At 73.5% G+C, this 25443-nt stretch carries 29 protein-coding genes and 1 riboswitch; of the genes, 12 read left to right on the top strand and 17 right to left on the bottom strand.

Annotated elements, in window-relative coordinates:
* Positions 1-85: 85 nt before the first annotated feature.
* Positions 86-928 (top strand): SMP-30/gluconolactonase/LRE family protein, encoded by an 843-nt coding sequence (locus K4S16_RS33170; protein ID WP_149263021.1) that lies wholly within the window; start codon positions 86-88, stop codon positions 926-928.
* A gap of 22 nt (positions 929-950) precedes the next feature.
* Here the strand turns inward: K4S16_RS33170 and K4S16_RS33165 are convergent, their stop codons facing one another.
* The 4 genes from K4S16_RS33165 to K4S16_RS33150 all read right to left on the bottom strand — a co-directional run bounded on the left by K4S16_RS33165 (position 951) and on the right by K4S16_RS33150 (position 3979).
* Positions 951-1628, bottom strand: coding sequence for a winged helix-turn-helix transcriptional regulator (locus K4S16_RS33165; RefSeq protein ID WP_149263020.1), 678 nt, complete (start codon positions 1626-1628; stop codon positions 951-953).
* A gap of 19 nt (positions 1629-1647) precedes the next feature.
* Positions 1648-2310 (bottom strand): alpha/beta fold hydrolase, encoded by a 663-nt coding sequence (locus K4S16_RS33160; protein WP_149263019.1) that lies wholly within the window; start codon positions 2308-2310, stop codon positions 1648-1650.
* The gene (locus K4S16_RS33155) at positions 2307-3233 is read right to left on the bottom strand and encodes an LLM class flavin-dependent oxidoreductase (RefSeq protein ID WP_149263018.1); all 927 of its coding nucleotides are present in this window, start codon (positions 3231-3233) and stop codon (positions 2307-2309) included. Before K4S16_RS33155 ends, K4S16_RS33160 begins: the two co-directional genes overlap by 4 nt.
* 191 nt (positions 3234-3424) lie before the next feature.
* Entirely contained in the window at positions 3425-3979 is a 555-nt protein-coding gene (locus K4S16_RS33150) for a hypothetical protein (protein WP_149263017.1), read from the bottom strand.
* A 156-nt stretch (positions 3980-4135) separates the two neighbouring features.
* A riboswitch (cobalamin riboswitch) is annotated at positions 4136-4330 on the top strand.
* A 36-nt stretch (positions 4331-4366) separates the two neighbouring features.
* Here K4S16_RS33150 and bluB point away from each other — a divergent pair.
* Positions 4367-4996 carry a 5,6-dimethylbenzimidazole synthase gene (gene bluB, locus K4S16_RS33145; protein ID WP_149263016.1) on the top strand — a complete coding sequence of 210 codons (630 nt, stop codon included), beginning with the start codon at positions 4367-4369 and terminating at the stop codon, positions 4994-4996.
* On the opposite strand, the gene K4S16_RS33140 is transcribed toward bluB, so the two are convergent.
* Positions 4890-6074 carry a glycosyltransferase 87 family protein gene (locus tag K4S16_RS33140; protein WP_160161112.1) on the bottom strand — a complete coding sequence of 395 codons (1185 nt, stop codon included), beginning with the start codon at positions 6072-6074 and terminating at the stop codon, positions 4890-4892. The genes bluB and K4S16_RS33140 overlap by 107 nt on opposite strands.
* Before the next feature lie 134 nt (positions 6075-6208).
* Between K4S16_RS33140 and K4S16_RS33135 the strand changes: the two genes are divergently transcribed.
* The 4 genes from K4S16_RS33135 to K4S16_RS33120 are packed head-to-tail and all read left to right on the top strand — an operon-like array spanning position 6209 to position 9340.
* Complete coding sequence (locus K4S16_RS33135; RefSeq protein ID WP_149263014.1) at positions 6209-7339, top strand: sensor histidine kinase; 1131 nt, start codon at positions 6209-6211, stop codon at positions 7337-7339.
* Positions 7336-8013 (top strand): response regulator transcription factor, encoded by a 678-nt coding sequence (locus tag K4S16_RS33130; protein ID WP_149263013.1) that lies wholly within the window; start codon positions 7336-7338, stop codon positions 8011-8013. Before K4S16_RS33135 ends, K4S16_RS33130 begins: the two co-directional genes overlap by 4 nt.
* Positions 8014-8051: 38 nt before the next feature.
* The gene (locus K4S16_RS33125) at positions 8052-8435 is read left to right on the top strand and encodes a BlaI/MecI/CopY family transcriptional regulator (protein WP_149263012.1); all 384 of its coding nucleotides are present in this window, start codon (positions 8052-8054) and stop codon (positions 8433-8435) included.
* Positions 8432-9340: a M56 family metallopeptidase gene (locus tag K4S16_RS33120; RefSeq protein WP_149263011.1), complete on the top strand. Its 909-nt coding sequence runs from the start codon at positions 8432-8434 to the stop codon at positions 9338-9340. Before K4S16_RS33125 ends, K4S16_RS33120 begins: the two co-directional genes overlap by 4 nt.
* A 198-nt stretch (positions 9341-9538) precedes the next feature.
* Here K4S16_RS33120 and K4S16_RS33115 read toward each other — a convergent pair whose 3' ends face one another.
* The 3 genes from K4S16_RS33115 to K4S16_RS33105 all read right to left on the bottom strand — a co-directional run bounded on the left by K4S16_RS33115 (position 9539) and on the right by K4S16_RS33105 (position 12072).
* The gene (locus K4S16_RS33115) at positions 9539-10006 is read right to left on the bottom strand and encodes a pyridoxamine 5'-phosphate oxidase family protein (RefSeq protein ID WP_149263010.1); all 468 of its coding nucleotides are present in this window, start codon (positions 10004-10006) and stop codon (positions 9539-9541) included.
* Between the two features lie 50 nt (positions 10007-10056).
* The gene (locus K4S16_RS33110; RefSeq protein WP_235037223.1) at positions 10057-11511 is read right to left on the bottom strand and encodes an MFS transporter; all 1455 of its coding nucleotides are present in this window, start codon (positions 11509-11511) and stop codon (positions 10057-10059) included.
* Between the two features lie 72 nt (positions 11512-11583).
* Positions 11584-12072: a MarR family winged helix-turn-helix transcriptional regulator gene (locus K4S16_RS33105; protein ID WP_149263008.1), complete on the bottom strand. Its 489-nt coding sequence runs from the start codon at positions 12070-12072 to the stop codon at positions 11584-11586.
* Between the two features lie 225 nt (positions 12073-12297).
* Here K4S16_RS33105 and trpS point away from each other — a divergent pair, with 225 nt between their 5' ends.
* Entirely contained in the window at positions 12298-13329 is a 1032-nt protein-coding gene (gene trpS, locus K4S16_RS33100) for a tryptophan--tRNA ligase (protein WP_149263007.1), read from the top strand.
* A gap of 8 nt (positions 13330-13337) precedes the next feature.
* Here trpS and K4S16_RS33095 read toward each other — a convergent pair whose 3' ends face one another.
* Genes K4S16_RS33095 through K4S16_RS33085 form a run of 3 tightly spaced genes read right to left on the bottom strand, consistent with a single transcriptional unit; the run spans position 13338 to position 15716 of the window.
* Entirely contained in the window at positions 13338-13961 is a 624-nt protein-coding gene (locus tag K4S16_RS33095) for a TetR/AcrR family transcriptional regulator (protein ID WP_149263006.1), read from the bottom strand.
* Positions 13961-14875, bottom strand: coding sequence for a saccharopine dehydrogenase NADP-binding domain-containing protein (locus tag K4S16_RS33090; RefSeq protein ID WP_149263005.1), 915 nt, complete (start codon positions 14873-14875; stop codon positions 13961-13963). Before K4S16_RS33090 ends, K4S16_RS33095 begins: the two co-directional genes overlap by 1 nt.
* 13 nt (positions 14876-14888) lie before the next feature.
* On the bottom strand, positions 14889-15716 hold the full coding sequence (locus K4S16_RS33085; protein ID WP_149263004.1) for a class I SAM-dependent methyltransferase: 828 nt from the start codon (positions 15714-15716) through the stop codon (positions 14889-14891).
* 126 nt (positions 15717-15842) lie between these two features.
* Here K4S16_RS33085 and K4S16_RS33080 point away from each other — a divergent pair, with 126 nt between their 5' ends.
* Positions 15843-16478, top strand: a complete 636-nt coding sequence (locus tag K4S16_RS33080; RefSeq protein ID WP_149263003.1) for a TetR/AcrR family transcriptional regulator — start codon at positions 15843-15845, stop codon at positions 16476-16478.
* The gene (locus tag K4S16_RS33075; protein WP_149263002.1) at positions 16468-17556 is read left to right on the top strand and encodes a winged helix DNA-binding domain-containing protein; all 1089 of its coding nucleotides are present in this window, start codon (positions 16468-16470) and stop codon (positions 17554-17556) included. Before K4S16_RS33080 ends, K4S16_RS33075 begins: the two co-directional genes overlap by 11 nt.
* On the opposite strand, the gene K4S16_RS33070 is transcribed toward K4S16_RS33075, so the two are convergent.
* Positions 17553-18047 carry a MarR family winged helix-turn-helix transcriptional regulator gene (locus tag K4S16_RS33070; protein ID WP_149263001.1) on the bottom strand — a complete coding sequence of 165 codons (495 nt, stop codon included), beginning with the start codon at positions 18045-18047 and terminating at the stop codon, positions 17553-17555. The two genes, K4S16_RS33075 and K4S16_RS33070, sit on opposite strands and share 4 nt — an antisense overlap.
* Before the next feature lie 92 nt (positions 18048-18139).
* On the opposite strand from K4S16_RS33070, the gene K4S16_RS33065 reads away from it, so the two are divergent.
* Positions 18140-18901, top strand: coding sequence for a dioxygenase (locus K4S16_RS33065; protein ID WP_149263000.1), 762 nt, complete (start codon positions 18140-18142; stop codon positions 18899-18901).
* Between the two features lie 39 nt (positions 18902-18940).
* Here the strand turns inward: K4S16_RS33065 and K4S16_RS33060 are convergent, their stop codons facing one another.
* Positions 18941-19795, bottom strand: a complete 855-nt coding sequence (locus K4S16_RS33060) for an NAD(P)-dependent oxidoreductase (RefSeq protein WP_149262999.1) — start codon at positions 19793-19795, stop codon at positions 18941-18943.
* A 254-nt stretch (positions 19796-20049) separates the two neighbouring features.
* Between K4S16_RS33060 and K4S16_RS33055 the strand changes: the two genes are divergently transcribed.
* On the top strand, positions 20050-20562 hold the full coding sequence (locus K4S16_RS33055) for an O-acetyl-ADP-ribose deacetylase (RefSeq protein ID WP_149262998.1): 513 nt from the start codon (positions 20050-20052) through the stop codon (positions 20560-20562).
* Here K4S16_RS33055 and K4S16_RS33050 read toward each other — a convergent pair.
* The 3 genes from K4S16_RS33050 to K4S16_RS33040 all read right to left on the bottom strand — a co-directional run bounded on the left by K4S16_RS33050 (position 20559) and on the right by K4S16_RS33040 (position 23552).
* Positions 20559-21032, bottom strand: coding sequence for a universal stress protein (locus tag K4S16_RS33050; RefSeq protein WP_149262997.1), 474 nt, complete (start codon positions 21030-21032; stop codon positions 20559-20561). The two genes, K4S16_RS33055 and K4S16_RS33050, sit on opposite strands and share 4 nt — an antisense overlap.
* A 62-nt stretch (positions 21033-21094) precedes the next feature.
* Entirely contained in the window at positions 21095-21883 is a 789-nt protein-coding gene (locus K4S16_RS33045; protein WP_149262996.1) for a TIGR03084 family metal-binding protein, read from the bottom strand.
* Between the two features lie 55 nt (positions 21884-21938).
* Complete coding sequence (locus K4S16_RS33040) at positions 21939-23552, bottom strand: AMP-binding protein (protein ID WP_149262995.1); 1614 nt, start codon at positions 23550-23552, stop codon at positions 21939-21941.
* A 142-nt stretch (positions 23553-23694) separates the two neighbouring features.
* Between K4S16_RS33040 and K4S16_RS33035 the strand changes: the two genes are divergently transcribed.
* The gene (locus K4S16_RS33035) at positions 23695-24516 is read left to right on the top strand and encodes a class I SAM-dependent methyltransferase (protein ID WP_235037222.1); all 822 of its coding nucleotides are present in this window, start codon (positions 23695-23697) and stop codon (positions 24514-24516) included.
* On the opposite strand, the gene K4S16_RS33030 is transcribed toward K4S16_RS33035, so the two are convergent.
* On the bottom strand, positions 24504-25262 hold the full coding sequence (locus tag K4S16_RS33030; protein WP_149262993.1) for an SDR family NAD(P)-dependent oxidoreductase: 759 nt from the start codon (positions 25260-25262) through the stop codon (positions 24504-24506). The two genes, K4S16_RS33035 and K4S16_RS33030, sit on opposite strands and share 13 nt — an antisense overlap.
* Positions 25263-25443 lie beyond the last annotated feature (181 nt).

Here is a 25443-nt window from a genome sequence, read left to right as displayed (position 1 = left end):
TTTCCCCGGCCCGTCGTGTCGATCCGGGGGGCGGCCGTTCGTGTAGAGGGCAGAACATCGGTGCTCGAGAAGGACGGTGAGGAAGATGGACGAGGTCCGGACGCTGCTCGACGGCCGCGGACTGGTCGAGTCGCCGCGCTGGCACGACGGCAGGCTGTACTTCTCCGACTGGACGGCCGGGGAGGTCGTCGCGGTGGGGCTGGACGGGGCCGCCGAGGTGGTGGCGCGGGTGAAGTCGCTCCCGCTGTGCACCGCCTGGCTCCCGGACGGCCGGCTGGTGATCGTCTCGTCGGGGGACGGGCGGCTGCTGCGCCGGGAACCGGACGGATCCCTCGCCGCGCACGCCGAACTCGGCCGGCCCGGATGGAACGACATCGTCGCCGACGGCCGCGGCGACATCTACGTCAACCGCGTCAACTTCGACCCGATGGCGGGGGAGGACATCGAGCCCGGGACGGTCGCCCTGGTGCGGGCGGACGGCTCCGTGCGCGAGGTGGCGGACGACATCGCGTTCCCCAACGGGATGGCCGTGACGCCGGACGACTCCACGCTCATCGTCGCGGACTCCTACCGGAGCCGTCTCATGGCCTTCGACATCGGCGCCGACGGGGACCTGTCCGGCCGCCGGGTGTGGGCCGACCTCGGCGACGGCGTCCCGGACGGCATCTGCATGGACGCGGAGAACGCCGTCTGGTACGCCGACGTCCCCAACCAGCGGTGCGTGCGCGTCGCGGAGGGCGGCGAGGTCCTGCGCACCGTCGACCTCGACCTCGGAGGCTTCGCCTGCGTGCTGGGCGGGCCGGACGGGACCACGCTGTTCGTCACGGCCGCCGAGTGGCGCGGCATGACCGAGGCCGAGATGGTGGCGCCCGGCAGCGGCCGGGTGCTCACCGTCGAGGTCGACGTGCCGGGCGCGGGCCGGCCCTGACGCACGTCCGGCCCCAGGTTGATCAACCGGCGGGTTTGCGGGAGCCCGCGGGCGGCAGGCGGAACAGTCCTTGAAGCCGCCGCAGGGCCTCCCGGTCGCCGGACGCCGAGGCGGCGCCGCTCCGGATCGCCTCGCTGAGGGTGCCGCCGGCGCCGGTCAGACCGACGAGCGCATCCTCGCTGATCGTGATGGTCGCGTCCGGGCGCTGGGCGGGGCCGTGGAGCACCTCGGCCGTCCCGTCGTCGATCCGGGCGTGGAAGACCTCGTCGTCGACGCGGAACTCGTAGACGGCGTGGAGCCCGGCGGCCGCCTCGGGATCGAAGCAGGCCTGCAGGCCGAGCACCGTCCAGCCGGGGTGGAAGGTCTCCTCCGGCCGTCGCTCGCCCATCGCCCACCTCAGCCCCCACCTGGCGATCGCGAGGATCGCGGGACCGAGTTCCTCGCCGGCCTCGGTGAGGGCGTACGCGGGGGTGCGGGCGGGCGGCGGCAGCGTGATCTTGTGGACCAGGCCCTCGCGCTCCAGGTGCTTCAGCCGGGCGGCGAGCAGCCCGGTGCCGAGGCCGCGCAGGCTGGCCTGCAGGTCGCCGAACCGCTTCGGCCCGGTCAGCAGCTCGCGGACCAGCAGCAGCGTCCAGCGCTCGCCCACCAGGTCGAGGGTGCGCGCGGTCGCGCAGTACTGGTTGTACGTTCGCTGTTCCACCGCATCACTCTAGGCCGGATCACACCAGGCTCGGCGCCTCCAGGAGCACGCGCGCGATCGCCTCCGGATCGGTGACCATCACGTCGTGCGGGCCGTCGATCGGAAGCGTCCGGTACCCGAGGGACGCGCCGAACTCCTTGAAGGGGAAGGTGCCCGGCTCGCAGTGGACCGCCGTGCCGGGGATCCGGTCGACGGCGCCGCTCAGGCGGGTGGTCTCGGTGAACGTCCGCAGCGGCTGCGGGACGAGCCGCGGGGCCAGCCACTCCGCCTCGTCGGTGACGCCGAACATCGCCGGGGGCAGGGCCGGGATGAAGCGGCCGTCCCCGTTCGCCTCGGCCGACTTGCGCATCGCCTCGACGAAGTAGTCGGGGGCCAGGCCGAACAGGCTCGCGCCGTCGGGTCCGGCCCATCCGTCCACCATCACGATGTGGTCGACGGCGTCGGGACGCGCGTCGGCGGCCTCCCGGACGACCAGCCCCGCGTAGCTGTGCCCGACGAGGATGCATGAATCGCGGACGGTGTCGATGGCGGCGGCGACCATCTCGGCGTGGTCGTGCAGCCCGTGGTCGCCCCGGAGGTCCGGGGTGAGCGTGCGCACTCCGGCGGCGGTGAGCGCCGGGACGACCCGGTCCCAGGCCGAAGGCCCGTGCCAGGCGCCGTGGACGAGAACGAACGTGGTCATCGGTACTCCTTGTCGCGCAGAAGGGGGAGCACCCGGTCGGCGAACTCCTCCAGGGCGGTGTCGTGGTCCTCGGCCGCCAGGCGGATGACGAGGTGGCGGGCGCCGGCCGCCGCATAGGCGTCCAGCCAGGCGGCGGCCTCGGCGGGCGGTCCGGCGAACATGGCCTGGATCGACGCGACGAACTCCAGCGGCGCGTTGTAGTAGCGCTCGATGCTCGTCCGCAGGCGGTGGCGGGCCTTCTCCGGGTCGTCGTCCAGGCAGAGCGTCGCGTAGAGGGCCGGGGTCGCGGCTCCGATGACCTCGCGTTCCTCCGCGTACGTCGCAGCCTCGGGCGGGTAGGGGAGCCATCCGTCGGCGAGACGGGCCACGCGCGGCAGTGCCGGCCCGCCCCCCGCCAGCCAGATCGGCGGCCCTCCCGGACGCTTCGGCGGGGGCGCGAGCCGCACGTCCGAGAACGCGAAGTGCCGGCCCTCGTAGGAGACCGCGCCTCCGGACCAGAGCCGCCGCATCGCCTCGATCGACTCCTCCATCCGGCTGACGCGGCGGCCGAACCCGATCCCGACCGCCGCGAACTGGGCCTCGGTGGCGGGCACCGGGAACCCGGCCCCCATGCCCGCGATCAGCCGCCCGTCCGACAGGCGGTCGAGCGTGGCGAGCTGGTGGGCCAGCAGGATCGGATGGCGCAGGGCCGGCAGCAGCACCGCCGTGCCGAGCGCGACCCGCTCGGTGGCCTGCGCCGCGGCGGCCAGCAGCATCAGCGGATCGGCGCGCGGCCTGGTCACGGGACTGTCGCCCGCCCAGACCGAGTCCAACCCCATCTCCTCGGCGCGTCGCGCCTGGGCGATGAGGCGCCCGGGTTCATGCTCGCCCAGCAGGTCCTGCTCTCTCGTCGGCAGCAAGTAGCCGACCTCCAGCCTGGCCATCGTCCCCTCCGAGCGATCGTGGTTCAGCAACCATAACCATGTACTTCTCATTTTTGAAGTACATAGTTCAGGGAGCAGTAGAGTCGAGGGGCATGACAAGCCGTCGCCGGAGACCATCACGATCAAGAACCCCCGACCGAGGGCAGGGGGCGAGAACACCGCGTCGGCGTTGCCGAACGGCCTGCGCGCCGCTAGATCCCCTCGCCCGTCAACCGCCACGCCTGCACCGTGGCGAGCGCGGCGCCGGCGATGACGACGATCGGGAAATAGGGGAAGCCCAGGAAGCCGAGAGCGCCCGGCGCCACAGGAGAGACCGCTAGCACGCGTTCCTGGGCGGGCCAGAACGCCGCCCCGTACGCGGCCGCTGGGATGAGCACTCCTCCCAGGAGCATCGGAAGGCGAAGCCCGCGGGACCAGATCGCGTCCGCCATGCACACGACGCCCCCGGCGAACAGGGCGATGCCGACCGTGCCGAGCAGTTCGACACCGAAGAGCCATGCCCTGGAGATGGCGGTGTCCTCCTGGGTCTTCTTGGCCTCCTCATAGGAGATTCCGCCGCCGTTGGCGGGTCCTCCTCCGTAGGAGGTCACGCATTCCTGGCCCGGCGCCTGGACGGCCTGTCCGCACTTCGGTTCGCTGGTGTCCACCGCGTTGTCGGCCGTGTAGGCGTTGCTCAGGCTGAACACGGCGGCGACCACGCTCACCGCGAGCAAGCAGCTCCCCAGGGCCAACTGGAAGCGTCGCACCGCTCTCCTCCGTTTCCCGGTGAGCCCTTGCGTCCGGGGCGGCCTCGACGACACGTGATGAAAGCGAAGCAGAGAGTCGGTGCCTGCCGCTACCCGGCGGCATTACTTCCAAGGCGGTCGCTTTCTGAGGAGTGGTCGCCCCGGTAGGGTGCCGAATGGCATGAACTGATGCGGGGTGCCCCATGTGGGGAGAATCGGGAAGCCGGTGAGAATCCGGCACGGGCCCGCCGCGGTGACCGGGGAGCAGCCGCCCACGCGCGTAGGCGCGGCCACTGGCCGTCAGGCCGGGAAGGCGGGCGGTCGAGCATCGATCCGGGAGTCCGAAGACCGGCCTCGCTCCACACGGCCGCCGCGTTCGCGGCGGCCTGTCGCAGCGGGAGCCTGCCCATGGACATCTATGACGCCATTCACCGCCGCCGCGACGTGCGCGGCGAGTTCACCGGGGAACCGATTCCGCGGGACGTCCTTGAGCGCGTCCTGGCGGCCGCGCACGCCGCGCCGAGCGTCGGGCTGTCCCAGCCGTGGGACTTCGTGCTCGTGCGCGATCCCGCGATCCGGCGGGCGTTCCACGGCCACGTCCGGTCCGAGCGGGCCGCCTTCGCCGCCACCCTGACGGGCGCCGCCGCCGAGCGCTTCGCCCGGATCAAGATCGACGGGGTGCTGGAGTCCAGCCTGTCGATCGTGGTCACCTACGATCCCGAGCGCGGCGGCCCGGCGGTCCTCGGGCGGCATGCGATCGCCGACGCCGGGCTGTACTCCGTCTGCCTGGCCATCCAGAACCTGTGGCTCGCCGCGACCGCCGAGGGGCTCGGCGTCGGTTGGGTGTCGTTCTACCGGGAGCCGTACCTGCGCGACCTGCTCGGCATCCCGGAGACGATCCGCCCGGTGGCCTGGCTCTGCCTCGGCCCCGTCACCCACCTGGAACGCATTCCGGATCTCGAACGGCACGGCTGGCGGCGCCGCAGGGCACTGGACGCCGCCGTCCATCACGACCGCTGGACGGAGCCGGCGGGCTGACCCGGAGGCGGACGGCCATGTAGGCCAGGAAGGACAGGCCCGCGAGCAGGTAACAGTTGGCGACCGGGGTCAGGAGGTGGAAGCCGTACTCGCGCGGGCCGCCGTCGCGGGGCGTCCACCACAAGGGCGAGACGGCGAAGAGGACGTAGGCGGCCGCGGCGCTCTTGCGGTGGCCGTTCCGCAGGAGCACCGCCAGAGCCGGGACGATCCAGACCCAATGGTGCGCCCAGGAGATCGGGGAGACGATCAGGCCCGTCGCGCCGGTGACCGCCGTCGCGCTCAGCCAGTCGCCTCGCCTCGCCCAGACGGCGGCGACCGCGAGGCCGGAGACGCCGAGCGCCGGCGGAACGGCCGTGTACCAGTCGCCGACCTCGGCCGCTCCCCCCGATATGCGGGCCAGCGCGCCGTAGGGGGACTGGTTGCTGATGTACGGGGCGCCAACGCGAGAGGTGTCGTAGAAGGTGTGCAGCCAGTAGAGGCGGGACGCGTCCGGGGCGACGGCATGGGCGAGGACAGTGCAGACGGCGAAGGTCGCGGCGGCCGTGGCGGCGTCCTTGGTCCGCCGGCTCAACAGGAGCAGGACGACGAATACGGCGGGCGTCAGTTTGATCGCGGTCGCCACTCCGATGCCGATTCCGGCCGGACGGCCTCGGGCGACGCGGTACAGGTCGGCGAGGACCAGGGCGAGCAGGAAGAGATTGACCTGTCCCAGGAAGAACGACTGCCAGACCGGCTGGAGGAGCAGGCCTGCCGCCACCACGACCACGAGTGGGATTCTGTGGCCGGCCATTCTCGCCGTCAGCGCGCACGCCCCTACGAAGGCGCCCAGCGAGGCCAGTTGCCACAGCATGCGGGCAAGGACGAGCGGCAGGGCGGCCAGCGGAACGAACAGCGCCGCCATGAAAGGCGTGTTGGTGAAGTAGTGGTCGGCGACCTGCTCCTGGTAGAGGCGCGAGCCGTCCGTCACGATATGGCCGCCCAGCCAGTAGATGCGGAAATCCAGGGAGTCGTACACGGCGGAGAAGACGACGACTGCGAGGACTTCGACGGCGAGGAGGAAAGGCGCCCAGCGCTTCATGCCGGCAACGGTGTCGCCGGAGGCCCGGACCGCGCATCGGGCCACCGGACACATTGGCGAAAGGCGCTTGTAGCCTGCGGGATTACGCCCCCGGGCCAATGTGCCGGGACGGGGGCGGCGGTTACGATCGGCGCATGTCAGCCCTGCCGTTGCGCCGCCTGAGCCGCGGCACGGGGACGGTCCTCGCCTGGAGCGGCGCCGCCGTTTACCCGGTGGTCCTGTTCCTCACGTTCTCCCATGGAAGGACCGGCTTCCAGCAGCTGGAGATCCCCCTCTCGACCGGGCTCACGGTCCTCGTGCTCTCCCTGCTGCGGCGCCGGGCGCTGGTCGCCCACGTGATCCTGCTCCTCGCCTGGATCCTCGCCCTGCTGGCCCTGCCGGTCGGGACCGTCGGCGGCCTGCTGGTCCTGCTCCCCGGCGTCTCGGCCGGGTACATCACGGCGACCCGTCCGCGGAAGGTCTCCGTCCTCGTCGCCGTCACCACCTTCCTCCTCCAGGCCGCGGCGGTCACCGCGTTCCTGCAGGCCGACGAGGTGCTGCTGATGACCGTCCTGCTGGGGGCGGCCGTCGCGTTCATGGCGGGGAACTCGATCAGGACGCGGCGCGGGCACGCCGAGGCGATGCGGGAGCAGGCCACCGCGCAGGCCGTCTCCGCCGAGCGGCTCCGGATCGCGCGGGAGCTGCACGACATGGTCGCCCACAGCATCGGGATCATCGCGATCCAGGCGGGCGTGGGCGGACGGGTCATCGACACCCAGCCCGCGGAGGCCCGCAACGCGCTTCAGGCCATCGAGGCCACCAGCCGCGACACCCTGTTCGGGCTGCGGCGGATGCTCACCGCCCTCCGCAAGGACGACCCGGGGGCGGCGCCGCTCGGCCCCGCCCCCGGCCTCGCCGACCTGGACCGCCTCGCCGAGGCCGCGCGGGACGCGGGCGTCGCGGTCGACGTCCGGACGGCGGGCGAGCCGAGGCCCCTGCCGCCGGACGTCGACCTGTCCGCCTACCGGATCGTCCAGGAGGCGGTCACGAACGTCGTCCGGCACGCGGGCACCGACCGCTGCCGGGTGACGGTCGGCTACGGCGACGGCGACCTGGCCGTCGAGATCGAGGACGACGGGCGCGGCGGCGTGGTGGGCACCGGGTACGGCCTCGTCGGGATGCGGGAGCGGGTCGCGCTGCTGTGCGGCGAGTTCGCCGCCGGGCCGCGCCCCGGCGGAGGGTTCCGGGTGGCGGCGCGGATCCCGGCGCCGGCGGCGGCCGCATGACGATCCGCGTCCTGCTGGCCGACGACCAGCCGCTGATCCGCGCCGGCCTGCGCGTCCTGATCGCCGACACCCCCGGCATGGAGGTCGCGGGCGAGGCCGCGACCGGGGCCGAGGCCGTCCGGCTCGTGGCGGAGACGGCCCCGGACGTCGTCGTCATGGACATCCGCATGCCCGACATGGACGGCATCGAGGCCACCCGGCGGATCAGTCGCGCGGGCCCCGGAACCGCCCACGTCCTGATGCTGACCACCTTCGACGACGACGACTACGTCTACGGCTCGCTCAGGGCGGGCGCCGCCGGCTTCCTCGTGAAGGACATGGCGCTGGAGGAGATCCTGGCGGCGATCCGCGTCGTCGCCGGCGGGGACGCCCTGATCGCGCCGAGCGTCACCCGGCGGCTGATCGAGGAGTTCGCGGCGCGTCCGGAACCGGCCGCCGGGCGGCCCCGGCACGTGGAGGGCGTCACCGAGCGCGAGCGGGAGGTGCTGACCCTCGTCGGGCGCGGCCTGTCCAACCAGGAGATCGCCGCGGAGCTGGTCATCAGCGTGGCCACCGCGAAGGCGCACGTCGCGCGGCTGTTCGCCAAGCTCGGCGCGCGCGACCGCGTGCAGCTCGTCATCATCGCCTACGAGCTCGGCCTCGTAGCGCCCCCTACAGGCGGTAGTACTACCTGACGTGGTGAGGTCCGGGACCGTCGGATAATCTGGATCGCGTGAAGGGTCTGGGAGAGCTCGAACGCACCGTCATGGAGGTCCTGTGGGCACGGGAGGAAGCCGGACGCCCGGCGGCCACCGCCCGTGACGTGAGCCGTGCCCTCGCCGACGACCGCGACCTCGCGCACACCACGGTCATGACCGTCCTCGACAGGCTCGCGAAGAAGGGCTTCCTGGAACGCGAGCGCGACGGGCGCGCCTGGCGCTACCACCCGGTGGCGAGCCGCGAGATGTACGTCACCGAGCTCATGCTCGGGGCCCTGAACGAGACCGGTGACCGCGACGCGGCGCTCGCGCACTTCGTCCGCTCCGTGTCGAGCGACGAGATCGACGTGATCCGCCAGACCCTCGCGGGCATCACCGGCAAGGAACCTCCGGCATGACCGGCACCGCCCTGCTCGCATTGATCTCACTGGGGACCGTCGGCGGGGCGCACCTGCTGTCCCGGGCCCGGTGGACGTGGCGCACGCCCCGGATCGGGATCGCGCTCTGGCAGGCCCTCGGGCTGTGCTGGGGCGTCGCCACGATCGGCGCCCTGCTCGGGCTCGCCCTGATCCCGTACCGCAAGGGCGTCCTCGGCGGGCTGCCCGGCCTTTACGACGACCAGGCGGCCCGGCTCAACCCGGTGCAGGTGGCGGCCCTGCTCGCCGCGATCAGCCTGACCGGCGTGCTGCTGGTCATGCTGATGTTCGCGGTGCTGCGGGTCGTGCGGGCCCGGCGGCGGCACCGGGCGCTGCTCGCGCTGGTGTCGCGCCGCGACTCCTCGGTGCCCGGGACCCTCGTCCTCGACCACCCCGGCGCCGCCGCGTACTGCGTGCCGGGCGTCCGCTCGTCCAAGGTCGTCGTCAGCGCCGGCACGCTGGAACTGCTCGACCGCGGCGAGCTGGCCGCGGTGCTCGCGCACGAGCGCGCCCACGCCCGCGAGCGGCACGACCTGGTGCTGCTGCCGTTCGCGTCGCTGCGCCAGGTGTTCCCGCAGTTCCGGCTGGTCGGACGCTGCCTGGACGCGGTGGAGCTGCTGATCGAGATGGCCGCCGACGACCGGGCCCGGCACGGCCGGCCGCCGCGCGAGCTGGCGACCGCGCTGCTGCGCTTCGCCGCCGCCCGCCCGGCCGCCGCGCCGTCCGGCACGCTCGGCGTCGCCTCGCACAGCGACATCCCGGTGATGGCGCGGGTGAACCGGCTGCTGGAGCCGGAGCCGCTGCCCCGCCGCGTCCGCGTCGCCGCGTCGATCGCCGTCCCGGTCATCGCCGGCCTCCCGCTGCTGCTCCTCGTCCTGCCGCACTAGTTTTTTCGCAGTCCCGGCCCACTTCGCTCGCCTGGGGGCTCGCTACGCGACCGGAACTGGGCGAACGCGGCATCGCTTCGCGATCTGCCCGGCTCCGCTCGCCTCCGGCTTCGCTCCACCGGGCAGGTCACGCGTTCGCGCGCACGGCCGAGGCCCTTTCGCAACACGCCCTGCCCCTCCGGCGCCGCCCACCGGCCGCTAGTCGGCCAGGACCGTTCCGTAGAGGCGGTCGACGTGGAGGCGGATCACCAGCCGCCGGTCCTTCACCATCTGCTCCAGGAACGCCCGCTCGTCCGCCGGGTCGTCGAAGCCCGGCGTCATGGCGAGGAGCTCGCGCCCGGTCGCGTCACCGGCCTCCTCGCTGACGTCCGACAGCTCGGCGGTGCCCTCGGCGACCGCGAACGACAGGTGCCCGGGCCCGGACGCGTGCAGCGCGGCGCGCGGGTCGCGGCGGAGCTGCTTCACCTTCGCCCGGTCGGCCGTCGTGGAGATCCGCAGGACGCGCTCGTCCGGATCCCACGTGTAGACGACCGTGGAGACGTGCGGGTGGCCGTTCTTCTTGTTCGTGGCGAGGACGGCGAACTGCTGCTCGCCGAGGAGCCGGGACAGCTCGTCCTCGGTGACGGGCTTGGGGCCGGGTCCCTGGCCGGGGCCGTACTCGGTCATCGTGATCTCCTTCAGAGCTCGGTGGGGGACGGGGTCGGACTGCGGAGGGTTCAGACCGCGGCGGGGACGGACTCGACGGGCGCGGCGCCGGCCACGGGCGCCGGGCGGCGGAGGACGATCAGCGACACCGCGAGCGCGGCGACCAGCAGGCCCGCCGAGACGGTGAACGCCAGGTGGTAGCCGCCGGTGAGGGCGGCGGCGGTGCTCCGCCCGTCCGCCCGCAGGGACTCGACGCGGGAGGCGGCGAGCGTGGTCAGGACCGCCACGCCGAGCGCCATCCCGACCTGCTGGACGGTGTTGAACAGGCCGGAGGCGAGCCCCGCGTCCTCGGGGCGGGCGCTGGACATGCCGAGCCCGGTCAGCGACGGCAGCACGAGCCCGCCTCCGGCGATGAGGACGAACACGGGAAGCAGGTCGGTGACGTAGTCCGCGTCCACGGGGACGGTCGTGAGCCAGGTCATGGCGCCGATCAGCAGGATGAGCCCGGCCACCAGGACGAACCGCTCGCCGAACCGGTTCGAGAGCCGAGCGGACGCGAAGAGCGACACGGCGCCGATCGCCACGGCCGCGGGGAGCATCGCGAGGCCGGTGTCCAGCGCGCTGTAGCCGAGCACCTGCTGCATGTAGAGGGCGACGATCACCTGGAACGAGAACATCGCCGACAGGGTGAGCAGCTGGACTACGTAGGCGCCGGACACGTTGCGGGAGCGCAGGATCCGCAGCGGCATCAGCGGCGTCGCGGCGCGGGCCTGCCGGGCGGTGAACCCGGCGAGGAGCAGCAGCGACACGGCGCCGAGCCCCAGCGTGTGCGCCGACAGCCACCCGTACCGCTCGACCTTGACGACGGTGTAGATGCCCAGCATCAGCCCGGACGTGACCAGCACCGCGCCCGCGACGTCCGCGCCGGCGGCCAGGCCGACGCCCCGGTCGCGGGGCAGCGCGGGGAGGGCGAGCAGCATCACGGCCAGGCCGATCGGCAGGTTGATCAGGAAGATCCAGTGCCAGCTCAGCGCGTCGGTGAGCACGCCGCCGAGCACCTGCCCGATGGACGCGCCGGCCGCTCCGGTGAAGCTGAACACCCCGATCGCCTTGGCCCGTTCGCGAGGGTCGGTGAACAGCGTCACCAGGATGCCGAGCACGACGGCGGAGGCGAGGGCGCTGCCGACGCCCTGCAGGAACCGGGCGGCGATCAGCAGGCCGGACGTGGTGGCGGCGCCCGCCAGCACCGAGGCGGCGGTGAAGACCGCGTTGCCGGCGAGGAACAGCGTCCGGCGGCCGACGAGGTCGCCGAGCCGCCCGGCGAGCAGCAGCAGGCCGCCGAGCGGGATCAGGTAGGCGTTCATGATCCAGCTCAGCCCGGCGGGCGAGAAGCCGAGGTCGTCCTGGATGGCGGGCGCCGCGACCGTGACGATGCTGCCGTCCAGGATCGTCATCAGCATCGTGGCGGACAGCACCCCGAGCGCCGCCCATCGGGAGCGGAGCGGGGAGAGCGAGAGGGAGGACATGGTCATCTCCTGTTCGAGGGGAACAGGAGAGACCGTAGCAGATAGTTTCGTTGCAGACTATCTGTGAGGGTCTTACTTTTGGCGCTCGCGGGCCCGCCGGGCCGGCCCCGACGTCTCCGGCGGGGTGGCCAGATGCCCGCTGACCAGGGTGTTGAGCGCCTGGACGAGGGCCTCGCGCTGGTCTTCCGGAAGCGAGCCGAGGGCCGCCTCGTGGACGCCGTCGACGATCTGCTGGCTGCGGGCGGCGACCCGCGCGCCCTCCTCGGTGACGGCGATGATGCGGGCGCGCCGGTCCCGGGACGAGGGGCGCCGCTCGGCGAGGCCGGCCTTCTCCAGGGCGTCCACGGTCACGACCATGGTCGTCTTGTCCATGTCGCCGATCTCGGCGAGCTGGATCTGGGTGCGCTCCTCCTCCAGCGCGTGCACCAGGACGCAGTGCATGCGCGGCGTCAGCCCGATCTCGGCGAGCGCCGCCGTCATCCGGCCGCGCAGCACATGGCTGGTGTGGTCGAGCAGGAACGACAGGTCCGTCTGCGTGCGGGCGGGGGCCATCGAGGTCATGCGCCCAGTCTACCCAAGATGGTTTCGTTCCAGATTATCCGGCAGCAGTCGCATCCGGTGGGATACCATGGCGGCGTGAAGCGCACCGCATGTCTCGGCTGGTGGCCGTCCTAGGACGGCCACAGTGACGCATGCGATCGGGCCGTCCGCTGGACGGCCCTTCCTCTTCCTCGGTGCCCCGGGCCGGCCAGGCGGGACGGCCGCAGACCCGACGAGGAGGAACCCATGGACACCACCCCCGAGGCCCGCAGCCGCGAGCTGGAGGAACGCATCGCGGTCGACCCCGGAGCCTTCCGGATCCTGACCGGCGACCGCCCCACCGGACCGCTCCATCTCGGGCACTACTTCGGCACCCTGGAGAACCGCGTGCGGCTCCAGCGGGCGGGCGTGGAGCTGTTCGTCCTGGTGGCCGACTACCAGGTGCTCACCGACCGGGACGTGGCCGACCGCCTCTCCGAGTACGTCGAGGGGCTGGTCGCCGACTACCTGGCCGCCGGGATCGACCCGTCAAGGGCGACGATCTTCAGGCACAGCTCCGTCCCGGCGCTGAACCAGCTCATGCTGCCGTTCCTGTCCCTGGTGTCGATCGCGGAGCTGAGCCGCAACCCCACGGTCAAGGACGAGATCGCGACGTCCAGGCAGTCGGCGGTGAGCGGGCTGATGTTCACCTATCCCGTCCACCAGGCCGCCGACATCCTGTTCTGCAAGGCGAACCTCGTGCCCGTCGGCAGGGACCAGCTCCCGCACCAGGAGATCACCCGGACCATCGCACGCCGCTTCAACGAGCGCTACGGGCCCGTCTTCCCGGTGCCGGACGCCCTGCTGTCGTCCGCGCCGCTCCTGCTCGGAACGGATGGCAGCAAGATGAGCAAGAGCCGCGGCAACGCCGTCGCCCTCTCCGCCACCGAGGACGAGACCGCGCGGCTGATCAAGCGGGCCGTGACCGACGCCGACCGGCGCATCACCTACGAGCCCGAGACGCGCCCGCAGGTCTCCAGCCTGGTGCTGCTCGCCGCGCTCTGCCAGGACCGCGACCCGCACGACGTCGCCGCGGAGATCGGCGACGGCGGCGCGGCGGCGCTGAAGAAGGTCGTGACCGACTCGGTGAACGAGTTCCTGCGCCCGATCCGCGCCCGCCGCGCCGAGGTCGCCGCCGACCGGGCGTACCTGCGCGGCGTCCTGGCCGAGGGCGACGAGCGCGCCAACGCGGTCGCGGAACGCACCCTGGAGGAGGTCCGCGAGGCCATGGCTTCCTAGGGGCCGGCCTACCGCTTGGCGATCCCGTGGAGGACGGTCGCGACCAGGTCGTCCACGGCGTCCGGCGGCACCCGGTGCGCGAGGCCCCGGCCCTCGAACAGCAGCGACAGCACCGGCTCGTGGCACGCGCCGACGATGAGCGAGGCCGCCGCCTCGACCCGGGCGTCCGGGTCGAGGCGGCCGAGGTCGCGCTCGCCGCGCAGGTACGCGGCGAGCCGCTCCTTCCAGGTGCCGCCCCGGTCGCTCAGCGCGGCGAACCGGGAGAGGACGGCCGGGTGCGCGATCAGCCCGGTCAGCGCGGGCAGCATCCCGTCGTGCAGGGCCAGGCCGTGCGCCACGTACGCGCGCAGGTTCTCCTCGACCGTGCCGGTGCCGGTGCCGGGCTCGGGCAGCGGGCCGAGCGGCCGCGCGACCGACTCGGCGTGCGCCAGGAGCGCGTGCGCGAGCAGCTCCTCCTTGTCGGCGAAATGGTTGTAGAGGACGCCGTCGGCGACGCCCGCCTCACGCGCGATCGCACGGACGGTCAGGCCCGCCGTCCCGCGCTCGGCGATCAACCGCTCGGCCGTGGCGATCAGGTGGTCGCGCAGGGTCCGGTCGCCGGCGCCCAGCGCGGCCGCTCTTCGAGGTGACATCACCCCGCATCGTAATGAGCGAGCTCGAATCCGTGCGCGGCGAGGTCGGGAAGGAAGTCCGGCCCGGCGACGTCCTCGATGTGGTGGACGCCGGGCCGCATGCCGTCCAGCCGCCGGACGGTCATCGCGGCGGCCAGGCCCGTCGCGCGGCTCTGCCGCCGTCCCGCGAACGACCGCACCGTCCCGCCGGACCGGACCGCCACCGCGAACCCGTCCCCGCCGACGTGGACGCGGCGGAACGCGGCCCGCAGCGGGCGCAAATCCCGGAACGGGACGAGGCGGGGGAGGAGGGCGGTCATGGCGCGCGAGTCGAGGCAGAGCCCCGTGCGCACGCGTCCGGGAAGGGTGTACTGGTCGGAGAACGGGAAGCGGTGCACGGTCCGGACGCCGTAGGGCTCGGGGAACCGCATCCGCCACGACTCGCCCAGGCCGGCGAGCGAGTCGAGCGTCCACTCGACGGCCGACGGCCCGTGCCGCTCACCGGCGCCGAGCAGGACGCCGATGTCCACCTCCCCGCCGCCGGACTCCCGGGCCAGCAGGTTCGTGACGCCGGGCGCGAGGCCCACGCTCAGCACCGCCGTGGCGTTCCGCTCGGCGGCGAGCCCGTCCAGCGCCTCGATGCCGGAGAGCACCGCGTGCGATGCGGACACGTCGACGTAGTGGACGCCTCTGGCGAGGCACGCTTCGGCGACCCGGGCGTTGCCCGTCTCCGCGCACATGACGACCGCGTCGGCCGCGATCTGCTCCAGGTCGTCGCCGCGAAGGTCGATCCGCATCGCGAGCGCGCCCGGCACCGTGCGGGCCTTGGCGAGGTCGCGTCCGGCGGCCACCACCTCCGGGACATGTCCGAGCAGCCCCGCGACGACCTCGCGGCCGACCGCGCCGTACCCGCCGAGGACCACGACCCGCTTCATCGTCGTCCCGGGCCTAGGCACGGCGCGCCGTGACCAGCCACGCGGTGCTGCGCAGGCGGACGGCCCCGTCGCGCTCGAACGGGCGCATCGCCTTGGTGACGGCCTCGCGCACCTCGTCGCCCGAGCCGTAGTTGTGGCGGATCGGGCCCCAGCCGGCGAAGAACTCCCCGGCCTCGCGGGCGTCCCGGCCCCAGATCTGCTCGGCCTCGACCTTCCGGCTGGTCACGCCGTGGAACCCGGCGCCGCCGAGGACCTCATGGACGCGGTCCGGGTCCGACAGCGACAGCGGCCCCGCGTCGTGCCCGACGGGGGCGTGGTCGAGCGGCGGGAGCGCGGCCGCGAGCGCGCCCATGTCGGTCTCGGCGAGCGGCGTCATGCACAGGAACGCCAGCCGGCCGCCCTCGCGCAGGGCCCGCCGGACGTTGCCGAACGCGGCGACCGGGTCGGCGAAGAACATGACCCCGAACCGGCTGACGGCGACGTCGAAGCCGCCGGTGGGGAAGGGGTGCACCTGGGCGTCGCCCCGCTCGAAGGCCGCGTTCGCGACGCCCTCCTCCGCGGCGAGGGAGCGGGCGCGGGCGAGCATCGGCCGGGACAGGTCCACGCCGGTCGCGCCGCCGAGGGACGCCCGCCGCGCCGCGAGCCGGGTGATCTGCCCGTTGCCGCAGCCGATGTCGAGGACCCGGTCGTGCGGCCCGATCGCCGCCGCCTCCAGCAGGGCGTCGTTGAACCCGCCGTTCATGGCCTCGTAGCGGTCGTGGTGCTCGGCCCAGTGCTCGCCCTCGTACCCGTTCCACGCCTCCGACTGGTGGGTGTTGACGATCGGCTGGGTCTCCGTCATGGGTCCTCCTGGTATGAACGCTTGTTCATGAACGTATGTTCATAATGCGGCGTGCGGCGGCGCGCGTCAAGGCGGTTCGGGTGCCGACCGTAGAACGGAATTCTTCGTTCCCCTACGATGGAGGGCATGGAGACCGCACGAGCGCCCCTGAGCGGGCGGAAGGCGCAGGCCGCACGCAACGACGAACTCATCCGGGAGGCGGCACGGGCGGTGTTCACCGCCGACCCCGGCGCACCGATCTCGGCGGTGGCCGAGCACGCCGGGGTGGGGATCAGCGCTCTCTACCGCCGCTACAAGAGCAAGGAGGACCTGCTCCAGAAGCTCGCCGACGAGGGCATGGACCGCTACCTCGCCGAGGTGGAGGCGGCCCTTGACGACGACGGCGACGCGTGGGAGGCGTTCGCCGCGTTCATGCGCCGCTGCCTCGACATCGGCGCGGGCTCCCTCACCATGCGGCTGGCGGGCGCCTTCGAGGTCACCGAGGACATGAGCCGCAAGGGCCGCGAGATCCACCTCGCGACGCAGCGGCTGCTGGAGCGCACCCGGGAGGCGGGCGCGCTGCGTCCCGAGATCGAGGTCGGCGACATCTCGGTGATCCTGGAGTACCTGCACGGCATCCGGATCGGCGACGACGAGCGGATGAACCGGCTCCAGCACCGCTACCTGGCGCTGATCCTGGACGCCATGCACCTCACGGACCGGGGGGAACTGCCCGGCCCTCCTCCGAGCTGGCAGGAACTGGTCACGCGCTATGACGACTGAGCTGGGACGACGGGCGCTCAACCGGGCGCTGCTGGCCCGGCAGCTCCTGCTGGAGCGGCACGCAATGCCCGCGCTCGACGCGATCGAGCACCTGGTCGGCATGCAGGCGCAGGCCCCGAGCCCGCCCCACATCGGGCTGTGGAGCCGGCTCGCGGACTACCGGCTCGACGAGGCCGGGGAGCTGATCGCCGACCGCCGGGCGCTGCGGATGGTGCTGATGCGCGGGACGCTGCACCTGGTCAGCGCCCGCGACGCCCGCGCGCTGCGGCCGCTCACCCAGGCGGTCCTCGACGGGCACCTGAGGTCGCGGGCGGCGGAGCTGGAGCACCTCGACCTCCCGGCCGTCGTCGCGTGGGCGCGCGCCCTGCTGGAGGAGGAGCCGCGAACCGACAAGGACCTGCGCGCTCTGCTGGCCGAACGGTGGCCGGACGAGGACCCGGCGCTGCTGGCCTGGGCCGTCCGGCTCTCGCTGCCGCTCGTGCAGGTCCCGCCGCGCGGGATCTGGGGCGCCTCGGGGGTCGCGCGCCACACGACCCTGGAGAACTGGCTCGGGCCCATGGCGCCCGACCCCTCGCCGGAAGACCTGGTGCGGCGGTATCTGGCCGCCTTCGGGCCCGCGAGCGTCCAGGACGTCCAGCAGTGGGCCGGGCTGACGCGCCTAGGCGAGGTCGTCGAGCGGCTCAGGCCCGAGCTGGTGGTGTTCCGGGACGAGAACGGCCGGACGCTGTACGACCTTCCGGACGCGCCGCGCCCCGGCCCCGACGCGGAGGCGCCGGTCCGGTTCGTTCCCGACTTCGACAACCTGCTGCTGTCCCACGCCGACCGGGCGCGGATCATCAGCGAGGAGCACCGCAAGCGCGTCTTCACCGTCAACGGCATCATCCGCGCGACGTTCCTCGTGGACGGCTTCGTCCACGGCATGTGGAAGATCGAGAAGAGCCGGGGCGAGGCGGTGCTGCGCGTCGACCCGTTCGCCCCCGTCCCGGGACCGGAGCGCGCGGCGCTGGAGGAGGAGGGCATGCGCCTGCTCGCCGCGGCCCATCCCGCGGCGAAGTCGCACGGCGTGGAGTTCGGCTAGGCCTCGCGGGCGCACGGCGCCTCGTGGTTCGGGTCCAGCGAGCCCAGCAGGGCGTGCAGGATTCCCCGGAACTCCAGCATCTGCTCGCGGGTCAGCGGGTCGAACAGGTGCCGCCTGACCTCGGCGACGTGGCCCGGCGCCGCCTCGGCGAGGACGGCGAACCCCGCGTCGGTCAGCCGGGCGATCGTGGTGCGCCGGTCGGAGGCGTGCTTGCAGCGGCTCACCCAGCCGGCCTCCTCGAGCCGGTTCACGGCGTGCGACAGCCGGCTGGGGGAGGAGTGCACGATCTCGGCGAGCTCGGTCATGGTCAGCGCGCGGCCGGGCGCCTCCGACAGCATCGCGAGGATCATGTAGTAGGTGTGCGGCATGCCCGAGTCGCGCTGGAGCTGGCGGTCGAGGGCCTCGCCGAGCAGCCGGGACGTCCACAGGAAGGCGCGCCAGGTCTCCTGCTCGTCGTCGTCGAGCCACCGCGGCTCCGTCGTCTCGGCCATGCCCCCAGTCTACCTGCACGTTTGAACCCTCAAGACTTGAAGATTCAACAAAATGAGGTACTGTTGAACACTCAAGTAAGGGGAGGACGCACATGACCCGGATGCCCGTGCTCTACCTCAGCCACGGCGCGCCGCCGCTGGCCGACGACACCCGGTGGACCGCCGAGCTGGCCCGCTGGTCCGCGGAGCTGCCGAAGCCGGAGGCGATCCTCATGGTGTCGGCGCACTGGGAGGAGGCGCCGCTCAGCATCGGCGCCACCCGGCCGGTGCCGCTCGTCTACGACTTCTGGGGCTTTCCCGAGCGGTACTACACCGTCCGGTACGACGCGCCCGGCGCCCCGGCCCTCGCCGACGACGTGGGGAAGCTGATCCCCGGCGTCCACCAGGACGAGCGGCGGGGCCTGGACCACGGCGCCTACGTGCCGCTCGTGGAGATGTATCCGGACGCCGACGTGCCCGTCCTGCAGATGTCGATGCCCACCCTTGAGCCGGAACGCCTCTTCGAGATCGGGCGGAGCCTCGCGCCGCTGCGCGACAAGGGCGTCCTCATCGTCGGGAGCGGTTTCACCACCCACAACCTGCGGGAGATGCGGCCGGATCCGGACGCGGCGCCGCCCGCGTGGTCGGCCGAGTTCGACGAGTGGACGGACCGGGCCGTGCGGGGCGGCGACGTCGACTCCCTGCTCGACTTCCGCGCCAAGGCCCCCGCCGCGCGCATCGCCCACCCGCGGACGGAGCACTTCGCGCCGCTGTTCGTGGCGCTCGGCGCCGATGCCGACGCCGCGTCGCGGCGGCGTTCGGTCATCGACGGCTACTGGCTCGGACTGGCCAAGCGCTCGTTCCAGTTCGGCTGACCGCTTGTCACGTTCCGCCCGGAACCGCCCGGTTCCGGGTCAGTCGGTGCCGACCGGCACGTCCATCTGCGCGAACCCGATGCGCCAGGAGGGCACCTGCGGCTTCCACCCGAGGCCCAGCGCCCTGGCGTTGGACACCGGACGCCCCGTCGTGGCCGCGTGCTTGCCGGCGCTGCCCGGCCCGGGCGCGCCGAGCGCCGCGCTGTAGACCGGCAGCCAGTCCGCCGTGGTCGCCGGCTCGTCGTCGACGACGTTGACGACCCCGGCGGGCCAGTCGAGGGCCGCGAGCGCCGCGGACGCGGCGTCGTCGGCGTGCACGAACGACGTCCAGGACGGCGCCTGGCGCAGGGTGCCCGCCCGCACCCGCTCGGCGATGGCGCCGTCGGGCGCGTACCAGGTCCCCGGGCCGTAGAGCGCCCCGTAGCGCAGGATGACGCCGTGCGGCATCTCGGCGACCGCCTGCTCCAGCGACGCGATGCCCGCGTAGGGCGGCAGGTGCGAGTCGAGCGGGTCGGTCTCGACGGCGGGGGCGTCGCCCGGCACGTACAGCCAGGCGATGCTCTGCGCGATCATGGTCTGCACGCCGGCGGCCCGCGCCGCGTCGACGAGGTTGCGGGTGCCCACGATCCGCAGGTGCGAGTTGGCCTCGAAGTCCTCGTCGCTGAGATCGGTGAGCTGGTGGATCACGGCGTCGGGACGCACGGCGGCCATGGCGTCGCGCACGGCGCCGGCGTCGAGCACGTCCAGCAGGACCGGCGCGGCGCCGAGGTCGCGCAGCATGCCGGTGCGTTCGGTTCGGCGCGTCGTCCCTGCGACCTCATGGCCCGCCTGGACGAGCAGCGGGATCAGCCGGCGGCCGACTACTCCGGTCGCTCCGGCGAGGAGAATCTTCAAGGGGGTACCTCCGCGGCTCTCACGCCATCGTGCATCGTCTGCTGTGGGGTCTGTCAGCACTGGTCACGCCCGGCGTTCCGCATGGACACCCCCCTGCGTCCGGCCGGACGAAGTCGGACGGGCCCGCACCGCCCCCCGGCGGCTCGTCCGCCATGAGCGTACCGCCGGGAGGCGCCCCGGTGCGTTTCGCGTGCGCCGCAGACGAGAATTCTTGTCCTCGGACGGGATTCGGCACTGCGAAGGATCGGCGGCACATGAAGATCACTCTTGTCCAGGGCGACATCACCGAGCAGAAGGTGGGCGCGGTCGTGAACGCGGCGAACTCGTCGCTGCTGGGCGGCGGCGGGGTGGACGGCGCGATCCACCGCAAGGGCGGACCCGAGATCCTGGAGGAGTGCCGCAAGCTCCGCGCCTCCCACTACGGCGGCGGCCTGCCGACCGGCCAGGCGGTGGCGACGAGGGCCGGGCTGCTGCCCGCCGAGTGGGTGATCCACACCGTCGGCCCCGTGTACTCGGCCTCCGAGGACCGCTCCCACCAGCTCGCCTCGTGCTACCGGGAGTCCCTGCGCATCGCCGACGAGCTGGGCGTCGGCTCGATCGCCTTCCCCGCGGTGTCGGCCGGCATCTACGGGTGGCCCATGGACGACGCCGCCCGCATCGCGGTCGGCACCGTCCGGGCCACCCCGTCCCAGGTGGTGGACGCCCGCTTCGTCCTGTTCACCGAGGACGCCTACAGCGCCTTCGAACGCGCGGTGAGCGGGTTCTAGCCTTCGTCGTCCGGCTTCGGCGGGGGCACCACCAGGACCGGGCGGTGGGCGTGGTGCAGCACGCGCGTGGACACGCTGCCCAGGATCACCGACCGCGCCCCCGCCAGGCCGCGCGAGCCCGTGACGATGAGAGAGGCGTTCAGCTCCTCCGCGACGTCCACGATCGCGGCCCACACCGGCCCGCCGCCGCGCTCGGCGCGCACCGCCACCTCGGTCAGCCCCGCCTTGGCGGCGATGGCGGCGCCCCGCTCGGCGAGCCGCTCGGCCTGCTTCTCCTCCTCGTACTGCTCGCCCTCCTCCATATGGCCGGCGACGGGCACGGCGGCGGCGATCGGCGCCCAGGAGATCTGGGTGAGCAGCGGCTCCCACACCGTCATGATCACGGTCGGCTCGGGGCGCAGGTGCCGCGCCACGTACTCGACCGCCGCCCGGGCGTCGTCAGAACCGTCGTACGCGATGAGAACCGTCATACGAAGAACATCTCCACGGGCGCGCCGTGCGAACGCGAACGCGGAGGCCAGTGGCGAATCTCTCAGGCGCGGGAGGGGGCGCGGCCCGCTCCGGGCGGGCCCGCGAAGGCCTGCGCGACCTCCAGCCAGCGCTCGGCGTCGGGGCCGGTCGCGGTGAGGGCGAGGTCGGCCGGGTGGCGGCGCTGGGTCACCGCGTGGCAGAAGTCGAGCGCGGGGCCGGTGACCGACTGGCGGGCGTCCGGCGGGCCCCAGGTCCATTCGTCGCCGTCCGGGCCCCGGAGGACGACGCGGAACTCCTCGGCGGGCGGCTCCAGGCCCCGGTTGCGGAACGCGAAGTCGCGGGTGCGGACGCCGATGTGCGCGACGTGCCGGAGTCGGTTCGTGGGCTCGCGGCGCGCGCCGAGCGCGTCGGCGACGTCCTCGCCGTGCGCCCAGGTCTCCATGAGCCGCGCGGTCGCCATGGACGCGGCGCTCATCGGCGGGCCGAACCAGGGCAGGCGGGTGCCCGGCGGGACGGCGGCGAGCGCCTCCACCATCCGGCGGCGCCCCTCCCGCCAGCGGGCGAGCAGGCGGGCGGGCTCCTCGGCGGCGCCCTCCCGCGCGCCCGCCTCGACGTAGCCGGCCGGGTCCGCCATGGCCTGCTCGACGTGCCGAGCGAACGCGGCGGCGTCGGTGGCCGCGACGACCGCCTGCGCGTCCGTCCAGGCGAGGTGCGCGATCTGGTGCGCGATCGTCCAGCCCTCGGCCGGGGTCGGGTCGGCCCAGCGGCCGGCGGGCAGCGGCGCCACCAGGGCGTCGACGGAGTCGCCCTCGGCGGCGAGGTCGGCGAGCAGGAGCTGCAGGTCGGGCATGCCGCAATGATCCCGTGTCCCGGGGCGCGGGGTACAGGGGCGGACCGAATTTCGTTCAGTCGACCAGGGCGCGGGCGGCGGCGTAGTCGGCCTTGCCGTTCGGCAGCCGCAGGCTCCGGTCGGTGCGGACGAACGCCTTCGGGATCTTGTAGCGGGCCAGCTGGGCGGCGCAGCCCGCGCGCAGCTCGTCGTCGGACGGGGCGCCGGACGGGCCGAGCACCGCGACGATCTCCGTGCCCCAGCGCTCGCTCGGGCGGCCGACCACCAGCGCGTCGGCGACGCCGGGCAGGCCGCGCAGGACGGTCTCGACCTCCTCGGCGAACACCTTCTCGCCGCCGGTGTTGATCGTGGTGGCCTCGCGCCCGTGGACCTCGACGGTGCCGTCGTCGAGCAGCCGCGCCCGGTCGCCCGCGACGACGAGGCGCTCGCCGTCCACGGTGAGGAACGTGGACGCGGTCTTCGCCGGGTCGCCGAGGTAGCCGAACGGGATCGCGTCGCCGCCCTTGGCCAGCCAGCCGAGCTCGTCCTCGCCGGGCGCGAGCCGCCGGGACCGGTCGGCGCTCAGCACGGCCGTGCCCGCCGCCGGCCGGAACGACCGGGCGGCCGGGCCGTGCCGGGTGACCTGGAACCCGGACTCCGACGAGCCGAGCACGTCCACGAGCCGCGTGTGCGGGAGCAGTTCGAGCAGCCGCGCCTTCACGCCCGGGCTGACGGCGGCGGCGGAGTTGATGAGCGTGCGCAGCGAGCCGAGGTCGTGCGGGCGGGCCTCCAGGGCCGCGACGATCGGACGGGCGAACGCGTCCCCGACCAGCGGCATCCGGGTGACGCGCTCGCGCTCGGCCGTGGCCATCAGGTCGGCGGCGTCCAGGCCGTCCACCCGGTCGGGGAACACCACGGCGCCCCCGCCGCACCAGCCGCCGAGCGCCGACCACGTGCCCCCGCCGTGCATGAGCGGCGGCCCGACCAGCACCCGCACGTCGCTGCGCACGGCCCGCTCGACCGCCTCGCCGAGGTCGGTGAGCGGGGCGCCGTCGCGGCGCCGCATGCCGAGCGGCCCGATCATCAGGTCGCCGATCCGCCACAGCACGCCCTTCGGCATCCCCGTCGTGCCGCCGGTGTAGAGGATGTGCAGGTCGTCCGGGCTCGGACGGACGGGGAGGGGCTCGCAGGACGCCTTGGCGAGCGCCTCCTCGTAGTCGAGCGCGCCGGGCAGGAGGGCGGCGCCCGAGTCGTCCGCCACCTGGAGGAGGAGCGGGCGGGTGCCGAGCCTCTCGACCACCCGGCCGATCACGTCGGCGAACCGCGCGTGGTACAGGACGGCGGCCGGCCGGGCGTCGGTGAACAGCTGGGCGAGCTCCTCGTCCACGTACCGGTAGTTGACGTTGAACGGCGCGATTCGCGCCTTGTGCGCGCCGACCAGGCCCTCCAGGTACTCCGGCCCGTTGTGCAGGTAGAGCGCGAGGTGGTCGTGCGGCGACTCCCACGGCTCCGATGCCGGGCCGCCGTCCTCCGCGTGCAGGCCGAGGCCGTGCGCGTGCAGGACGTTCGCCAGGCGCCGCGTCCGGTCGGCGACCTCGCGCCAGGTCATCCGGCGGTCGCGCCACACCAGGCACTCGCGGTCGGGGATCGCGGCGGCGATGGCCTCGTGCAGGGTCGCCAGGTCGAGCATCGGCACTCCTCCGGGACGGGGGCGTCGGCAGCACCGTAACCGATGGCTTACCGAATCCCGTTCAGTGGGTGCGGCGTTGGCGGAGCGGACCGGCCGTACACCGGCGTACAAGGCATAGGGGATGAGCCCCGACAATTACCCCGTGCCCCCAGTCCCGAGGCCGCGGGGGGAGGTGACCCGCGGCACCACCGCCCCCAACCGGCTCCGCCGGATCGACCGCTGGATCGCCGCCACCCAGACCGCCGCGCTGCGCTCGGGCGCGCACCCGCTGGCGGTCGACCTCGGCTACGGCGCGTCCCCGGTCACCACCTTCGAGCTGTACTCGCGGCTCCGCGCGGTGTCGCCGCGGCTGGAGGTCGTCGGGATCGAGATCGAGCCCGCCCGGGTCGCCGCCGGGGTCGCCTTCGCCGCCGCCACCGGGCCCCACGACGGGCTGTCGTTCCGGCGCGGCGGCTTCGAACTGCCGGTGCCGCGCCCGCCGGTGCTGGTGCGGGCGTTCAACGTGCTGCGGCAGTACGACGAGCAGGCGGCGTGGCGCGCATGGGACGACCTGCGCGCGCGCCTCGCCCCCTCCGGCGTCCTGGTCGAGGGGACGTGCGACGAGATCGGACGCCGTGCCGTCTGGGTGACGCTCACCAGGGACGGCCCGCGGACCATCACGTTCGCCGCCCACGTGCGCTCGCTCGAACGGCCCTCGGCGCTGGCCGAGCGGCTGCCGAAGACGCTGATCCACCGGAACGTGCCGGGCGAACCCGTCCACGAGTTTCTGGCCGCGTTCGACCGGTGCTGGGCGATCGCGGCGCCCCATTCGGCGTTCGGCCCCCGCGCGCGCTGGGTCGAGGCCGTGTCGCTGCTGGCGCGGACCCATCCCGTCCTGGCCCGACCCCCGTACGGCGGCCGGAACCGGTGGCGCCTCGGCGAGGTCACGCTTCCCTGGAGCGCCGTCGCGCCCTACTCGCGGTAGAGCTTGTGCGGGGCGGCCTGGACGCGCGGCTGGACGTCGATGCGGTCGATGTTGACGTGCGGCGGGCGGGTGACGGCCCAGGCGACGCAGTCCGCGACGTCGTCGGCGACCAGCGGTTCGGACACGCCCTCGTACGGCTTGGCGGCCTTCTCCTCGTCCCCGTGGAACCGGACCAGCGAGAACTCCTCGGTCTTCACCAGGCCCGGCGCGATCTCGGTGATCCGGACGGGCTCGGCGACCAGCTCCAGCCGCAGCACCTCGTTCACCGCGTAGGCGGCGTGCTTGGCCGCGTTGTACCCGCCGCCGCCCTCGTACGGGACGTGCCCGGCGAGCGAGGTGATGTTGACGATGTGGCCCGCGCCGCTCTCGACCAGCTTCGGCAGGACCGCCTTGGTGACGCGGACGAGGCCCAGGACGTTGGTGTCGTACATCGACTGCCAGTCGTCGAGGTCGGCGGCGGCGACGCTGTCCATGCCGAGCGCCCCGCCGGCGTTGTTGACCAGGACGTGGCAGGCGTCGACCGCCGCCGCGAGCGCGTCCACCGACTCCTGCGCGGTCACGTCCAGCGTGACCGGCGCGATCCTCCCCGCGCCCGGCACGCTCTCGGCGATCTCCTTGGCGAGGTCGTCGAGGCGGTCGCGGCGCCGCGCGGCGAGCACGACGTTGAACCCCTCGGCCGCCAGGCGCCTCGCCGTGGCCGCCCCGATGCCGCTGCTTGCTCCGGTCACTATCGCCGTCTTGCGCATGGGTCCAGTCTCTCGGGTGGGTGAGCCTGGTCGGCACAGTACTGCCCGGCACGGGAGGCGGGAGCCGCGGGGACCGGTGCGGCGGGCGCGGGTGAGGTCGGTCACTGTGGCGGTGAGTCACGCTTGGCCACCTTGCCGAGGGAACACGTAACCCCGGTCGATAGGTTGCACTGTCGGAGGT

The sequence above is a fragment of the Actinomadura sp. K4S16 genome, from assembly GCF_008327685.1.
GTDB lineage: Bacteria > Actinomycetota > Actinomycetes > Streptosporangiales > Streptosporangiaceae > Spirillospora.
Note: the sequence above shows the minus strand (reverse complement) of the source record. Positions and strands in the feature narration are given on the sequence as shown.

Coding starts and splice junctions, on each gene's coding strand:
- K4S16_RS33170 (WP_149263021.1), top strand. CDS start 86: ATGGACGAGGTCCGGACGCTGCTCGACGGCCGCGGACTGGTCGAGTCG.
- K4S16_RS33160 (WP_149263019.1), bottom strand. CDS start 2,310: ATGACCACGTTCGTTCTCGTCCACGGCGCCTGGCACGGGCCTTCGGCC.
- K4S16_RS33155 (WP_149263018.1), bottom strand. CDS start 3,233: ATGGCCAGGCTGGAGGTCGGCTACTTGCTGCCGACGAGAGAGCAGGAC.
- bluB (WP_149263016.1), top strand. CDS start 4,367: ATGGACATCTATGACGCCATTCACCGCCGCCGCGACGTGCGCGGCGAG.
- K4S16_RS33140 (WP_160161112.1), bottom strand. CDS start 6,074: ATGAAGCGCTGGGCGCCTTTCCTCCTCGCCGTCGAAGTCCTCGCAGTC.
- K4S16_RS33135 (WP_149263014.1), top strand. CDS start 6,209: ATGTCAGCCCTGCCGTTGCGCCGCCTGAGCCGCGGCACGGGGACGGTC.
- K4S16_RS33130 (WP_149263013.1), top strand. CDS start 7,336: ATGACGATCCGCGTCCTGCTGGCCGACGACCAGCCGCTGATCCGCGCC.
- K4S16_RS33120 (WP_149263011.1), top strand. CDS start 8,432: ATGACCGGCACCGCCCTGCTCGCATTGATCTCACTGGGGACCGTCGGC.
- K4S16_RS33115 (WP_149263010.1), bottom strand. CDS start 10,006: ATGACCGAGTACGGCCCCGGCCAGGGACCCGGCCCCAAGCCCGTCACC.
- K4S16_RS33110 (WP_235037223.1), bottom strand. CDS start 11,511: ATGTCCTCCCTCTCGCTCTCCCCGCTCCGCTCCCGATGGGCGGCGCTC.
- K4S16_RS33105 (WP_149263008.1), bottom strand. CDS start 12,072: ATGACCTCGATGGCCCCCGCCCGCACGCAGACGGACCTGTCGTTCCTG.
- trpS (WP_149263007.1), top strand. CDS start 12,298: ATGGACACCACCCCCGAGGCCCGCAGCCGCGAGCTGGAGGAACGCATC.
- K4S16_RS33095 (WP_149263006.1), bottom strand. CDS start 13,961: ATGTCACCTCGAAGAGCGGCCGCGCTGGGCGCCGGCGACCGGACCCTG.
- K4S16_RS33090 (WP_149263005.1), bottom strand. CDS start 14,875: ATGAAGCGGGTCGTGGTCCTCGGCGGGTACGGCGCGGTCGGCCGCGAG.
- K4S16_RS33085 (WP_149263004.1), bottom strand. CDS start 15,716: ATGACGGAGACCCAGCCGATCGTCAACACCCACCAGTCGGAGGCGTGG.
- K4S16_RS33080 (WP_149263003.1), top strand. CDS start 15,843: ATGGAGACCGCACGAGCGCCCCTGAGCGGGCGGAAGGCGCAGGCCGCA.
- K4S16_RS33075 (WP_149263002.1), top strand. CDS start 16,468: ATGACGACTGAGCTGGGACGACGGGCGCTCAACCGGGCGCTGCTGGCC.
- K4S16_RS33070 (WP_149263001.1), bottom strand. CDS start 18,047: ATGGCCGAGACGACGGAGCCGCGGTGGCTCGACGACGACGAGCAGGAG.
- K4S16_RS33065 (WP_149263000.1), top strand. CDS start 18,140: ATGACCCGGATGCCCGTGCTCTACCTCAGCCACGGCGCGCCGCCGCTG.
- K4S16_RS33055 (WP_149262998.1), top strand. CDS start 20,050: ATGAAGATCACTCTTGTCCAGGGCGACATCACCGAGCAGAAGGTGGGC.
- K4S16_RS33050 (WP_149262997.1), bottom strand. CDS start 21,032: ATGACGGTTCTCATCGCGTACGACGGTTCTGACGACGCCCGGGCGGCG.
- K4S16_RS33045 (WP_149262996.1), bottom strand. CDS start 21,883: ATGCCCGACCTGCAGCTCCTGCTCGCCGACCTCGCCGCCGAGGGCGAC.
- K4S16_RS33040 (WP_149262995.1), bottom strand. CDS start 23,552: ATGCTCGACCTGGCGACCCTGCACGAGGCCATCGCCGCCGCGATCCCC.
- K4S16_RS33030 (WP_149262993.1), bottom strand. CDS start 25,262: ATGCGCAAGACGGCGATAGTGACCGGAGCAAGCAGCGGCATCGGGGCG.